Raw genomic sequence first — 12,695 nt, forward strand, 5'->3', positions numbered from 1 at the left:
CGGCGCCATCCGCACGACCGGCGCTTCAGATCATGACCTTGGCTGGCGGCGCCACCGCCCGCATGGCCTGCGCCGCGATCTCGAAGGAGCGCAGGCGGGCCTCGTGATCGTGGATCTGCGCGGTGAGCATCAGCTCATCCGGCTGCAGGTCCTCGATGAAGGCGCGCAGGCCGTTGCGCACGCCGTCCGGATCGCCCACCACCGAGCACGCCAGCGAGCGCCGGATATGCGTGGCCTCGGTCTCCGTCCACATCAGCTCGATGCTATCCACCGGGGGCCGGATCGGGCCGGGGTTGCCGCGCACCAGCGCCAGGAACTGCTGCTGCAGCGAGCTGAACAACCGGCGCGCCTGCGCGTCCGAATCCGCTGCGAACACGTTGAGCCCCAGCATCACATGCGGCTTGGAGAGCTGCGCCGACGGCTGGAAGGTCGTGCGGTACAGGTCCACCGCCTGGCGCATGAAGCCCGGCGCGAAGTGCGAGGCAAACGCGAAGGGCAGGCCCATCGCCGCCGACAACTGCGCGCTGAACAAGCTGGAGCCGAGCAGCCACAGCGGCACCTTCAGGCCTGCGCCGGGCACCGCCCGCAGGCGCTGGCCGGGACGCGGGTCGTCGAAGTAGGCCTGCAGCTCTTCCACATCCTGCGGGAAGGCATCGGCGGCGTCTTGCGTGGCGCTGCGGCGCAGCGCGCGGGCGGTGGACTGGTCCGTGCCGGGCGCACGGCCCAGGCCAAGGTCGATACGGCCCGGGAAAAGCGAGGCCAGCGTGCCGAACTGCTCGGCCACCACCAGCGGCGAATGGTTGGGCAGCATGATGCCGCCAGAGCCCACGCGGATGGTGGACGTGCCGTTGGCAACGTAGCCGATCAGCACCGCCGTGGCAGCGCTGGCGATGCCAGGCATATTGTGATGCTCGGCCAGCCAGAAGCGCTGGTAGCCCAGCCGCTCGGCGTGCTGGGCAAGCGCGAGCGAATTGCGCATGGCCTGGCCGGCGTCACCGCCTTCCACGATGGGCGACAGGTCAAGCAGGGAATAGGGGATCATGGCGAGCGACTGCGGCGCAGCAATTTATTGAACGATCACTATACTAATCACCACTGGCGTCACTGGCAACGGAAAAATATAATGACCACTATGAAAAAGAGTGTTTCCGGTGCGGGCCGCGGGCGGCCCAGGCAGTTCGATCGCGACGAGGCGCTGGGCCAGGCCCTGTCGCTGTTCTGGCGCTATGGCTATAGCTCCACTTCGATCTCCGCGCTCACCGAGGCCATGGCCATCACCGCGCCCAGCCTGTACGCCGCGTTCGGCAGCAAGGAGCAATTGTTCTACGAAGCCGTGGACCGCTATGCGGATACCCACGGCGCGCTGCTCTACGCGCCGCTGCAAGGCGCTGGCAGCGCGCATGACGCCGTGCAGGGCCTGCTTGCCGGCGCGGCCGCCTTGTTCAGCGCCAAGGGCAACCCCGCCGGTTGCTTCCTGATGACGGGCACCAGCTGCTCGGCCGACTGCGCCTATATCGAAGACACGCTGCGCCAGCGCCGCAAGGACAAGGAGCAAGCCCTGCAGGCCTGCATCCAGCAGGGCATCCGGCGCGGCGAACTGCCGGCCGGCACCGACGCACCAGCACTGGCCAAGTTCTTCAACACGGTCATGCAGGGGATGTCGATGCAGGCGCGCGATGGCGCGTCGCGCGCCGCGCTCGAAGCGCTGGCCGCTACCGCGATGCTGGCGTGGCCAGCGAAGGCGGCAAAGAAGGCCAGGCCGCGGGAAACCCAGGCGGCGTAGCTTGCGGGTGCGGCATCAGGGCGCCGGTTCGGGCCGGCGCCACAGCCACGCCAGCACGCACGCCATGCAGGCAATTGCCCCATGGGCCAGCCAGGGCCGATGCATGCCGAACAGCAGCACGGCGCTGCAGATGCTCATGGCCGCCGTGGCGCTCCACTTGGCGCGGCGGCTCACCATGCGGCCGTTGTGCCAGTTGTAGAGCATCGGGCCAAACACGCGATGGCCAAGCAGCCACGCATGCAGGCGCGGCGAGCCCTTGGCCGCGGCCCAGGCGGACAGCAGGATGAACTCGGTGCTAGGCAGGCCGGGCACGAACAGCCCGAGGATGGCCACCCCCAGGCTCAGCAACGCCAGCGCGGTCAGCAGCGCGCGTGCCGTGCGGGTACGCGCCAGCCGCAGCGGCGGATCGCTCGGGTTGGCGCCCGGCATCGGCGAAGCCGTATCGGCATCATCCAAGACTGGTCACCACGAATGTCGCAGTTGGCGCACAGCGGAAGCGGCGCCGCGGCAGCGAAAGCCTGCAGGCGGCGGCAACCGCTACAGCAACGGCAGAAGGCATGTGGCAGTTCTCTAGGTTCTGGCAAAGGGCACGACTGGCCCCATTGTCCACGTGGGAGACGCGGGTGGTCAACGCCTCTCATAGCGGGACGAACCGGAAGACTTGCCAGGTACCGGACAGCGGGCAAGACCCGGCCGCTTGCAAGGTCATCGTCCCTTCGCCGGCAGACAATATATACTCCCCCATACTATATTTGGGGCGAAGCCGTGAGCCACACAATCCGCGAGAAACAGAAGTTGCTGAACCGGGTGCGCCGCATCCGGGGTCAGATTGATGCCATCGAACGCGCACTCGAGGAGGAGCAAGGCTGCGTGGGCGTGCTGCAGCAAATCACGAGTTGCCGTGGGGCCATGAACGGCCTGCTGGCGGTGGTACTGGAAGACCACATCCGCACGCACCTTGTTGAAGCCGAGCCAGCCCATGGCGAGTCCGAAGGCGACGCCAGGGAGCAGCTCATCGAGGTCGTGCACAGCTACTTCAAATGAGTAGCCTGGCTCACTCAGTTTTTTGCCCGCTTCACGCTCGAATCGCCACGAAACTGCTCAAGCCTGCGGCTATTTKGGCAACAACCAAGCAGATCGACCATGCATACACATGACATCACCCCGTGGACTCATACCCACGTATTCGACTCAGGCAACAAGGCCGCCGAGCGAGGAACGCGCCTTGTCATGCTGATCACCGCTGCGATGATGGTTGTGGAAATCGCCGCTGGCCTCTGGTTCAACTCGATGGCGCTGCTGGCTGACGGCTGGCATATGAGTTCCCACGCGCTTGCCATCGGATTGAGCGCCTTTGCCTATGTTGCAGCGCGGCGCTATGCGCATGACCAGCGGTTCGCGTTCGGCACCTGGAAGATTGAAATCCTGGCGGGATTCGCCAGTGCGATTTTTCTTCTCGGCATCGCAGCCTTGATGGTCTTCGGGTCCGTTGAACGGATCTTCAGTCCGCAGGCAATTCACTACAAGGAGGCCATGGCAGTCACGGTCATCGGGCTTCTTGTCAATATAGGATGCGCGCTGATACTGGGCGATGCGCATGACCTCGGCCACGAACATGGGCACCAACATGGGCACGAGCATGGCCATGGCCGCCATCACCAGCATGACCTGAATTTGCGCTCGGCATACGTCCATGTGCTGGCAGATGCCGCGACATCGGTGCTTGCCATTCTGGCACTCGCCGGAGGCTGGCTGCTCGGGTGGCGTTGGCTCGACCCGGTGATGGGCATCGTTGGCGCCGGGCTGGTCGGCACATGGGCCTTCGGCCTGCTGAAACAAACCGGCGTCGTTTTGCTCGATCGCGAAATGGACCATCCGGTCGTCGATGAGGTGCGCGAAGTGTTGCAGGCTTTCGATCATGGCGACGAGGGTACCCGTGTCGCCGACCTTCATGTCTGGCGAGTGGGCAAGGAGAAATTCTCCTGCCTTGTCAGCCTGGTGACTCACGACCCTGCCCTGACGGCAGCGCGCGTCAGGAGCGCCCTTGCAGTGCATGAAGAGCTCGTGCATATCACGGTGGAAATCCACCGGTGCGCGGATTAAGCCGAAACGGACGAGACGGACAAAGCGGATTGCGCGCGCATTCAACGTTCGCGCCCCCCGCATCTGACGGTCCTTGCAGTGCCGCGTCGATGGGCCACCGCGGCGTCCCGGCATGAAGCCCGCGAGGGGCCGTGCACGCGCAAAAAACCCGCCGCGCGCGGCCCCACTCGGTATACTCTGAGGCACGTTTATCTCATGCCTGCAGACCGCCCATCGTGCCCAACTCCTCCGCGCGCAAGACCGCCGCGCAAAAACCCGCCGCCGCCGACTACGATTTCACCGAGCAAGTCGGGCACCTGCTGCGGCGCGCCTACCAGCGCCATGTGGCGATCTTCCAGCAGACCATTGCCGACTCGCAGCTGACCGCGGCGCAGTTCGTGGTGATGTGTGCGGTCAACGAGCGCGGCTCGTGCTCGCTCAGCGAAATCGTGCGGGCCACCGCCATCGACCAGGCCACCGTGCKCGGCATCATCGAGCGCCTCAAGGCGCGCGAGCTGGTGGCCGTCTCGCACGACACCAACGACCGCCGCAAGGTAGTGGTCACGGTGACCCCGGCCGGCCATGCCCTGATCGAGGAAACCGTGCCGTTCGCGCACAAGATCTCCGAGCAGACTTTCGGCGACCTCAATCCCGCCGAGCGGGTGGCGATCACCTACCTGTTGCGCAAGATGAGCGAGTTCGACGACCGCGACGAGCGCGGCAACGCACCGGACGGCGAGCCGGAGTAAGCCCGCCTCAGGCGGGCTGGCCGGCCAGCGCCGCGAGCACCGTCTCCGGCGTGAAGGGCGCGCGCCGCAGCCGCACCCCGGTGGCATCGAACAGCGCATTGGCAATGGCCGGCGCGCCGGGCAGCGACGCGGATTCGCCCGCGCCCATCGGCGCTTCCTCCTGGCGCGGCATCAGCAGCACTTCGATGGGCGGCAGCTCGGGAAAGGTCAGCAGCGGATAGCTGCCCCATTCGCGGCTGGCGACCCCGTTGGCGTCAAAGCGCACCTGTTCCTTGAGCACGCGGCCAAGCGCCTGCACCACATTGCCCTGCACCTGGTGGCGCACGCCGTCGGGGTTKACCATCAATCCGGTGTCMTGCGCCACCACCAGCCGCTCCACCACGATCTGGCCGGTATCGGGCGCGACCGTCAGGTCCACCACCCAGGCGGCCCATGCGGCGCCGAAGCCCGGGAATTTGCTGTGAATATAGCGGGCATAGGCCACGCCGCGCCCACGCAACAGCCCATCCACGCCCGGCTGGCCACGCGTGCCGCGTGCGCCTTCGCGCCAGCCGGCATGCGCCGCCAGCGCGCGCAGCAGGTCCGTGGCGCGCGCGTCGGGCAGGTGGCGCAGGCGGAAGGTCAGCGGATCGGCGCCGGCCTCATGCGCGAGCTCGTCGATAAAAGACTCGTGCGCGAACACGTTCGGCAGCGCGGACACGCCGCGCAGCCAGGAGGCGCGCACGATGGCTGGCGTGTCGTCGCAACCGATGCGCGTGGCGGCGTACTGGTAAGGCGGCACCGCGGTGCGGTCGCCCATCTGCAGCATGCGCGGCGCGTTGTCGACCACGCCGGTCAGCAGCAGCGCCAGCGTGGGCGCGTCGTTGGACGGATAGCGGCTGACGAAATCGTAGGCCAGCAACTCGCCGTCGGGGCCGATGGCGCCGCGCACGTCCATCAGCTGCGCCGCGCCCTTGGGCTCCCAGAGATGTTCCTGCTCGCGGCTGAGCTGTACCCGCACCGGGCGCCCCACCGCGCGCGACAGCAGCACCGCATCGGCGCAAACGTCATCGGCGCAGTTGCGGCCATAGCAGCCGGCGGCTTCCATCCGCACGATCTCGATGCGGCCCTCGTCCAGGCCGGTCAGGCGCGCCAGGTCGATACGCAACACATGCGGGTTTTGCGTGCCGGTCCAGACCGTGAGGCCATCCTCGCGGTAGTCCGCCACGGCGCAGGACGGGCCGATGGAGCCGTGCATCTGGTAGGGCCACGCGTAGCCGCGCGACAGTATCCGGTCCGCGGAGTCAAAAGCGCCTTGCGCATCGCCCTCTTCCACCAGCGTGCGGCGTGTCGCGGGATTGGCGCGCAGCGCGGCCTCGGTGTCTTCCGGCTCGCTGAGCGGGGGCAACGGCGGTGCCGGCTTCCAGTCCACGCGCAGGCGGCGCGCCGCCTGCATGGCCTGCTCCTCGCGCTGCGCCACCACGCCGATGAAATCGCCCTGCACCACCACGTCAATGACACCGCGCACATCGCGGATCGACGCGCGGTCGACGCTGTGCAGGCTGGTGCCGACAAAGCCGCCGCTATCGCGCCCGGCGTAGGGCGGGCGCACCACGCGGCCGTGCAGCATGCCGGGCACGCGCACATCATGCACAAAGGTGAGCTGCGCCGTGGCCTTGGCGGGAATGTCCACACGTGGCGCGGCACGCCCGACCACGCGGTATGCGCTGACCGGCTTGGTGGCAATAACGTCGGCCAGCGGCAGCTCGATATGCTCGCCGGCCAGCAGGTCGCCGTAGGCCAGGCCTTCGGCGTTCTCATTGCCTTCGCCGCGCAAGCGCAGGCGGCCATCTTCGGCGATCAGCGCTTCGGGCGCCACGCCAAGGCGCTGCGCCGCGCGCTCGCGCAGCCAGGCCATGGCCTGCGCCGCCGCGCGGCGCAGCGGCAGCGCCGAGATCTGGATGGTGGCGCTGGCAATGGTGGGGCCCTGGTTGGGCGTTGCCTCGGTATGGCCCAGCGTCATCGCCACGCGCGCCGCCGGCACCTCCAGCTCCTCGGCCACGATCTGCGCCAGCGAGGTGCGGATGCCGGTGCCCAGGTCAACATGCCCGTTGAAGGCCAGGATCTCGCCGGTGTCGCGCACCGCCACGAAGATGTCGGGCTGCGCGGCGATGTAGTCGGAGGCCGCGCCGGGCTGGCCGGGCGCGGGCCGCGGCGCGGCTTGCGGTGCGCGCGTCACCAGCAGCACGCCGCGCGCCTGCAGCAGGGCGTCGCGCTGCGCGCCCGGGGACATCGGCGCCGATGCGGGAAGAGAGGCGGACCGGGGTCCGGTGCCGGGTGTCGTTTCCATTCGTTCCATGTCTCAGGTAGGCACGCTGGCGGCCTGCCGGATTCCGGCGCCGCCCGCCCTGGCCGTTATACTGCCAGGCTCGAACAAGCAATACGTATCAAACATATGAGCACCCCGACCGCTAAGAAAAGCGCGGCAGCCGGAACCCGGGCCCGGCAAGCTCAGGACACCCGAGCCAAGATCCTCAAGGCCGCCATCAAGGTCTTCGCCTTGCGCGGCTACGAAGGCGGGCGCGTGGAGAAGATCTCTTCGCTGGCCAAGACCTACGACCGGATGATCTATTACTACTTCGGCAGCAAGGAAAAGCTGTTCGTCGAAGTGCTCGAAACCATCTACATCCAGCTCAACGAGGCCGAGCAGGCGCTCAAGCTCGACCCCGAGGATCCGGTGCGCGCGCTGACCCAGCTGATCGACTTCGTCTGGGGCTACTACCTCGATCACCCCGAGTTCGTCGCCATCCTGTCCAGCGAGAACATGAGCCAGGGCAAGCATGCCAAGAAGTCGAGCCGGCTCAGGGAGATCTCCAGCTACGCCCTGTCTGTGCTGGACGGCATCCTGGCGCGCGGCAAGGCTGCCGGGCTGTTCCAACCCGATGTGCTGGCCCGCGATATCTACCTGGTGATCGCGTCGCTGGGCTACTTCTACAACTCGAACCATCATACGCTCAGCGCTTTCCTGGGCGAGCCCATGATGAGCAAGCCGGCGCTGGAGCACTGGCGCGATGTGATCCAGCGTACGGTGCTGAGTACGGTTTGCGTGCCGGGCACCGGCATCTCCCCGGCTGGCGAAACGCCGAGCGAGACGAATGCGGCGGCACCCGCCGCCCGCAAGAAGCCGGCACGCGCCAAGCGCGCGTGAGCCTCGCATCCGGCGGTCATCGCGCATCGCCGGATGCCTTTCCCTTAAGCCGTGGCCGTGGCCGTGGCCCGCGCCAGCATCGCGAGCGCTTCGTCGCGCGGCATCACGGTGGCGTTCTTCTGCGCCATGTCGAACAGGTTGGCATCGTGCGGCCCGATGGCGCGGTCGCCCACGCAATCGGACAGCACCAGCGGGCGGAAGCCGTACGACATGGCATCGACCACGCTGGCGCGCACGCAGCCGCTGGTCACGCAGCCTGCCACCAGCAGCGTCTGCACGCCGCGCTGATTCAGCCACGCGGCCAGCGAGGTGCCGAAAAAGGCAGATGGCACGGTCTTGCGCACCACCAGTTCACCCGGGCGCGGCGCCAGCTGCGCGACGATGGCGCTGTTATGGCTGTCTTCCTTCAGGCCCAGCAGGCCGGGCACTTTCAGCGTGAAGATATTCTCATCGCTGTCGTCGTCGGCAAACACGATGCGGCTGTGCGCCACCGGCCAGCCCTGCTCGCGCGCCGTGGCCAGCAGGGGCACGGTGTTGGCGATGGCCTGGGGGATATTGCCGCCACCAAAGACGGCCGGGTCGGCGAAGCCGTTGACGAAGTCGATGATCAGCAGGCCGTAGGGTGCCTTGGGTTCCAGCGCGGCGCCGAAACCCTGGCGCTGGTAGGTCTTCACTTCGTCATGCATGGATGGCTCCCTTGGCGTCTCGTTGCTGCCTTTGCTGCTCTTGCTGCTCTTGCTGGTACTCGTGATCCAGCACCTTTCCTTGTTCGACCACCGCCTCGCCGTCCAGCCGCACCGTGCAGTGGCGCACGGGAATATCGATATGGCAGGCCGTGGCGCGGCTGCCGCCGGCTTCGTTGTTCGGGCCGAAGGAGCACAGGAAGTTGCCCTCGAACGCGCGCGCATCCATGCCGATGGTGGCCTCGCGGTCATACATGGCGAGCGTGGACCAGCGCGCGCGCGGCTGCAGGCCCCAGCCGATATGCGACATGGCGTAGGCCTCGGGGTCGTTGAACGAGGCCATGTAGTCGCTCAGCAGCTCGGCATCCAGGCCGCCTTCGATGCTGGTGACGTAGCCCTTGCTGACCGTGATGTCGATCGGCTCCTGCACATAGGACTTCATCGGCAGCAGGATGTCGCCGCGATCGAGCACGATGCGCCCGTTGGTACCGCCCTCGTCCGGCCAGGTCAGCACGAAGCCGCTTGGCCAGTGGTCCCAGCGGCCCGGCTCATCGACGAAGCCATACTCGCTGATGGCGGGAAACTCGCCCAGCGCGCAGCGCAGGTCKGTGCCGGCATCGGACGTGATGTGCATCTCCCGCGCGCGCGCCAGCCGCGCCGTGGCGGCTTTCACCCGGGTGCGGTCCCCTTCGGTGGGCACCAGCCGCACCAGCACCTCGGGCGGCTCCACCGCCAGCAGGATCTTGGTGCCGCCGGAAAGGATCTCGTGCTGCTCGGGCGAGAACAGCAGCGTCATCAGGTCCAGCACCAGGTCGCTGGCCTTGAGCGCGGCGATGGCGGCCGGGTTGCCCGTGAGCGGCGTGGTGCCGAGATACGCCAGCGCGTCTCGGCTCAGCGCCGTGAGCACCTGGCGCCAGGCCTGGGTCAGGTCGTGATCGCTTACTGGCATGTTCTCTCCTTTTCGGGTGAAGCAGGCGGATCAGCCGGGTCAGGCCGCAGCCTGGTCCTGCAGCAGCGGCGCACCGAGGAAATCGCCGAAGGCGCGGTAGAAACCCGCCTCGTCGTCCCACGGGATCATGTGGCCGGCATCCGGCACGCGCGCAACCTGCACGGCAGGCAGCAAACCGCGAATCTCCTCGATGTCTTCGGCGCAGATCACGTCGCCGCGGCCGGCCACGATCAGCAGCGTGGGAACCCGTACCGACGGCATGTCGGCATGCACGTCATCGCGGTGGAAATCCTCGAAGCTCGTCACGATGGCGCGCTCGTCACAGGTGTGCAGCCACTCGGCGCGCAGGCGCAGTTGCTCATCCGTCCACGTGGGGCAGAAGCGGCGCATGCCCTCGGCGTCGATACCGTGCCGCGCCAGCCGGATCGAATCCACATACCAGGGCAGTTGCGACGGATAGGCGCGCCGTCCCGGGCCCGACACGGGCGGGTCCACCATCACCAGCCGGGTCAGCCCGGCGGGATTGCCGCGCGCGGCGCGAACGCCGATACGCGCGCCCATCGAATGGCCGACGATGGCATAGCGCGCCAGGCCGAGCGCCTGCGCAAAGGCGGCCACATCCGCCGCCTGCGCGTCCAGGCCGTAGTCCAGCGCATCGCCGGCCTCGGACAGGCCGCGTCCACGCACATCCAGGATGTAAGTATCGAAGTGCTTGCCGAACTGCTCGCCGACAAAGCCCCAGGTGACCGCCGGGCTGGTGATGCCGGGCACGATCACCACGGCATCGCGCTGCGCGCGCGCGCCGGTACTGCCGCCGTAGCGCAGGTAGTGCTGGCGGATGCCATTGGCGAACACATTGCCGCCGTGGAGAAACTCGCTCATTGCTGGGCTCCCTTTACCGAAGGCGTGATCAATAGGCACCCGACAGCAGCGCACCGGCGCCSGGCACSACSGGYTCCAGGYCGAGCTGCTTGAGGATSGCGTAGGTGGTGGCRATGGCGGCCGTGATCACCGGCTTGCCGGTCATGGCTTCCACCTTGGCCACCGCCGGCAGCGACGGCATCTGCACGCARGCGGACAGCACGATGGCATCCACATCCTTGGTGTTCATCTGCGCGACGATGCCAGGCAGCCTGGCCGGGTCATGGCGGCCGACTTCGAGGTTGTCGGGGATTTCCAGCGCGCGCCAGTCCACCACCTCGTAGCCTTCGTTGCGGATGTAGTCCACCACCAGCTCGGTCAGCGGCTTCATGTACGGCGCGACCACGGCGATGCGCTTGGCGCCGATCACCTTGAGCGCATCGATCAGCGCGCCGGCGCTGGTGATCACGGGCGCGTCAGCGCCGTTGGCTGCGGTATGGGCCTGCAGGCGCTGTTCCGAAACGCGATGGTAGCCGTGGCCCATGGCCATGATGGCCACCAGGCAGGCGTAGCCCAGCACGTCGACGCGAGCGTCGCTCAGCTCCAGCGCGCAGCGGTCGGACTCGGCATCCATCGCGGCCAGCTCCTCCTTGACCACCTTCTTCATGCGCATGCGGCTGGAATGGAAGGTGAAGCGTTCGGGGCGCACCTGCTGGCGCAACGTCAGCATCGCCGGGATCTCGGTTTCCATGGTGGTGTTCGAGCTCGGCACGATCTGGCCGATACGGAAAATTTTCTGCACTGTCGACTCCGTCATCTGTCTGTTCTGTCCACCCGCCCTGGCGCCCGCCTTAGCGGAGAAGCGCCCTGCACGGCCGGACCGGAGCCTTCAGCGGTCTCCGTGTCCTGCGAACGATTGTAGTGTACACACGCTATTTGCACAACAAGACGTTCGACCGGGCATGACGCACGATTTCAGTGCCTGCTTCATGAATCAACCTCTCATATGGTGCTTGTTTTCACGGTTTATGGGCATTGAATCGAGGCAGTCACTTTGGCATCAGGGTTTTCCATAGGAATGGCATGTCATTTCTTTACAAGCAAATTTCTAGTGTGTACACTCGATTTACCGATTGGCCAGACGGCCACTTCAGACCCACATCACACCGCCAGGAGAAATATCGTGCAAGGCAAACCACGGATCGCAGTGATCGGCGCCGGACTGGGGGGGACGGTTGCGGCCGCCCTGCTGCAGCGCGCCGGGTTCCAAGTCAGGCTGTATGAGCAGGCTCCGGCGTTCTCGCGCCTGGGCGCCGGCATCCACGTCGGGCCGAATGTGATGAAGATCATGCGCCGGCTGGGCCTCGAGGATGCGCTCAATGACATGGGCTGCCACCCGGACTTCTGGTACAGCCGCGACTGGSAAAGCGGCGAAGTGATCGCCCAGATCCCGCTGGGGCGTTACGCGCTGTCGCACTACGGCGCCAGCTACCTGACCGTGCACCGTGGGGATTTCCACGCCCTGCTGACCGAGGCGGTGGCGCCCGGCACGCTGCTGTTCGACAAGAAGCTGGCCAGCGTGGAAGACCTGGGCCACGTGGTGCGCCTGAGCTTTGCCGACGGCACGGTGGACGAAGCCGACATCGTGATCGGCGCGGACGGCGTGAACTCCCGCATCCGCGAGACCCTGCTGGGCGCCGAGCCGCCCAAGTACACCGGCTACGTGGCGCACCGCGCCGTGTTCCCGATCGCGCGTGTCAAGGGCTTCACCCATGACCGCTGCACCAAGTGGTGGTCCGACGATCGCCATATGATGGTGTACTTCGACACCAGCAAGCTTGACGAGATCTACTACGTCACCGGTGTGCCCGAGCCCACCTGGGACATGACCAAGAGCTGGCTGCCCAGCAGCATCGAGGAAATGCGCGCCGCGTTCGACGGCTGGCACGAAGGCGTGCAATCGCTGATTGAAGGCACCGTGGAAGTGACCAAGTGGCCGCTGCTGGAGCGCGATCCGCTGCCGGTGTGGAGCCGCGGCCGCCTGGTGCTGCTGGGGGACGCCTGCCACCCGATGAAGCCGCATATGGCGCAGGGCGCGGCCATGGCCATCGAAGACGCGGCCATGCTGACCCGCTGCCTGCAACAAACCGGGCTGTCGGACTTMAGCGCCGCGTTCTCGCTGTACGAAGCCAACCGTGCCGAGCGTGCCGGCAAGGTGCAACGGGTCTCGCACAACAACACGTGGCTGCGCACCAACGAGAACCCGGACTGGTGCTTCGGTTACGATGTGTTCAACGAGCCGCTGGTGGAAGCCGGGCGCGTGGCCGCCGCAGCCTGAGCCACGCCCCAGCCAGACCGCCGGGTGCCCCCCGGGCCCCGGCCCCGAGCGAGTGATGTTCTA

13 protein-coding genes are annotated in these 12,695 nt (G+C 67.0%); 6 read left to right on the forward strand and 7 right to left on the reverse strand.

What is annotated here, in order from left to right; genetic code table 11:
• Positions 1–25: 25 nt before the first annotated feature.
• Complete coding sequence (locus AC1DS3_RS06265) at positions 26–1,042, reverse strand: LLM class flavin-dependent oxidoreductase (protein ID WP_441636215.1); 1,017 nt, start codon at positions 1,040–1,042, stop codon at positions 26–28.
• An 81-nt stretch (positions 1,043–1,123) separates the two neighbouring features.
• Here AC1DS3_RS06265 and AC1DS3_RS06270 point away from each other — a divergent pair, with 81 nt between their 5' ends.
• Entirely contained in the window at positions 1,124–1,783 is a 660-nt protein-coding gene (locus AC1DS3_RS06270) for a TetR/AcrR family transcriptional regulator (RefSeq protein WP_441636217.1), read from the forward strand.
• Between the two features lie 15 nt (positions 1,784–1,798).
• On the opposite strand, the gene AC1DS3_RS06275 is transcribed toward AC1DS3_RS06270, so the two are convergent.
• A complete protein-coding gene (locus AC1DS3_RS06275; RefSeq protein WP_441636219.1) occupies positions 1,799–2,239 on the reverse strand; it encodes a YbaN family protein in 441 nt (146 codons plus the stop codon).
• A 309-nt stretch (positions 2,240–2,548) separates the two neighbouring features.
• Between AC1DS3_RS06275 and AC1DS3_RS06280 the strand changes: the two genes are divergently transcribed.
• From AC1DS3_RS06280 to AC1DS3_RS06290, 3 genes are all read left to right on the forward strand, one after another.
• On the forward strand, positions 2,549–2,827 hold the full coding sequence (locus AC1DS3_RS06280; protein WP_006157644.1) for a metal/formaldehyde-sensitive transcriptional repressor: 279 nt from the start codon (positions 2,549–2,551) through the stop codon (positions 2,825–2,827).
• Between the two features lie 99 nt (positions 2,828–2,926).
• Positions 2,927–3,886 carry a CDF family Co(II)/Ni(II) efflux transporter DmeF gene (dmeF, locus tag AC1DS3_RS06285; RefSeq protein WP_441636222.1) on the forward strand — a complete coding sequence of 320 codons (960 nt, stop codon included), beginning with the start codon at positions 2,927–2,929 and terminating at the stop codon, positions 3,884–3,886.
• Positions 3,887–4,101: 215 nt separating this feature from the next.
• Entirely contained in the window at positions 4,102–4,614 is a 513-nt protein-coding gene (locus AC1DS3_RS06290; RefSeq protein WP_477126857.1) for a MarR family winged helix-turn-helix transcriptional regulator, read from the forward strand.
• Positions 4,615–4,621: 7 nt separating this feature from the next.
• Here AC1DS3_RS06290 and AC1DS3_RS06295 read toward each other — a convergent pair whose 3' ends face one another.
• Positions 4,622–6,886 carry a xanthine dehydrogenase family protein molybdopterin-binding subunit gene (locus tag AC1DS3_RS06295; protein ID WP_477126871.1) on the reverse strand — a complete coding sequence of 755 codons (2,265 nt, stop codon included), beginning with the start codon at positions 6,884–6,886 and terminating at the stop codon, positions 4,622–4,624.
• Positions 6,887–7,048: 162 nt separating this feature from the next.
• On the opposite strand from AC1DS3_RS06295, the gene AC1DS3_RS06300 reads away from it, so the two are divergent.
• A complete protein-coding gene (locus AC1DS3_RS06300; RefSeq protein WP_441636226.1) occupies positions 7,049–7,801 on the forward strand; it encodes a TetR/AcrR family transcriptional regulator in 753 nt (250 codons plus the stop codon).
• A gap of 44 nt (positions 7,802–7,845) precedes the next feature.
• Here the strand turns inward: AC1DS3_RS06300 and AC1DS3_RS06305 are convergent, their stop codons facing one another.
• From AC1DS3_RS06305 to AC1DS3_RS06320, 4 genes are read right to left on the reverse strand one after another with little or no spacing between them, the layout of a single operon-like run.
• Positions 7,846–8,487 (reverse strand): N-carbamoylsarcosine amidohydrolase, encoded by a 642-nt coding sequence (locus AC1DS3_RS06305; protein ID WP_441636228.1) that lies wholly within the window; start codon positions 8,485–8,487, stop codon positions 7,846–7,848.
• Entirely contained in the window at positions 8,480–9,433 is a 954-nt protein-coding gene (locus tag AC1DS3_RS06310) for a 2,5-dihydroxypyridine 5,6-dioxygenase NicX family protein (RefSeq protein WP_477126858.1), read from the reverse strand. The genes AC1DS3_RS06305 and AC1DS3_RS06310 overlap by 8 nt, the downstream gene beginning before the upstream one ends.
• A gap of 39 nt (positions 9,434–9,472) precedes the next feature.
• Complete coding sequence (locus AC1DS3_RS06315; RefSeq protein WP_441636232.1) at positions 9,473–10,315, reverse strand: alpha/beta fold hydrolase; 843 nt, start codon at positions 10,313–10,315, stop codon at positions 9,473–9,475.
• Between the two features lie 28 nt (positions 10,316–10,343).
• Positions 10,344–11,096, reverse strand: coding sequence for a maleate cis-trans isomerase family protein (locus AC1DS3_RS06320; RefSeq protein ID WP_477126859.1), 753 nt, complete (start codon positions 11,094–11,096; stop codon positions 10,344–10,346).
• 381 nt (positions 11,097–11,477) lie between these two features.
• Here AC1DS3_RS06320 and AC1DS3_RS06325 point away from each other — a divergent pair, with 381 nt between their 5' ends.
• Entirely contained in the window at positions 11,478–12,632 is a 1,155-nt protein-coding gene (locus tag AC1DS3_RS06325) for an FAD-dependent monooxygenase (RefSeq protein WP_477126860.1), read from the forward strand.
• The last annotated feature ends 63 nt before the right edge of the window (positions 12,633–12,695 follow it).

Source organism: Cupriavidus sp. 01L46 (assembly GCF_056399905.1).

Bases quoted from the DNA above. Each gene is read 5' to 3' on its own strand.
- AC1DS3_RS06265 (WP_441636215.1), bottom strand. From the start codon at position 1,042: ATGATCCCCTATTCCCTGCTTGACCTGTCGCCCATCGTGGAAGGCGGT.
- AC1DS3_RS06270 (WP_441636217.1), top strand. From the start codon at position 1,124: ATGACCACTATGAAAAAGAGTGTTTCCGGTGCGGGCCGCGGGCGGCCC.
- AC1DS3_RS06315 (WP_441636232.1), bottom strand. From the start codon at position 10,315: ATGAGCGAGTTTCTCCACGGCGGCAATGTGTTCGCCAATGGCATCCGC.
- dmeF (WP_441636222.1), top strand. From the start codon at position 2,927: ATGCATACACATGACATCACCCCGTGGACTCATACCCACGTATTCGAC.
- AC1DS3_RS06300 (WP_441636226.1), top strand. From the start codon at position 7,049: ATGAGCACCCCGACCGCTAAGAAAAGCGCGGCAGCCGGAACCCGGGCC.
- AC1DS3_RS06305 (WP_441636228.1), bottom strand. From the start codon at position 8,487: ATGCATGACGAAGTGAAGACCTACCAGCGCCAGGGTTTCGGCGCCGCG.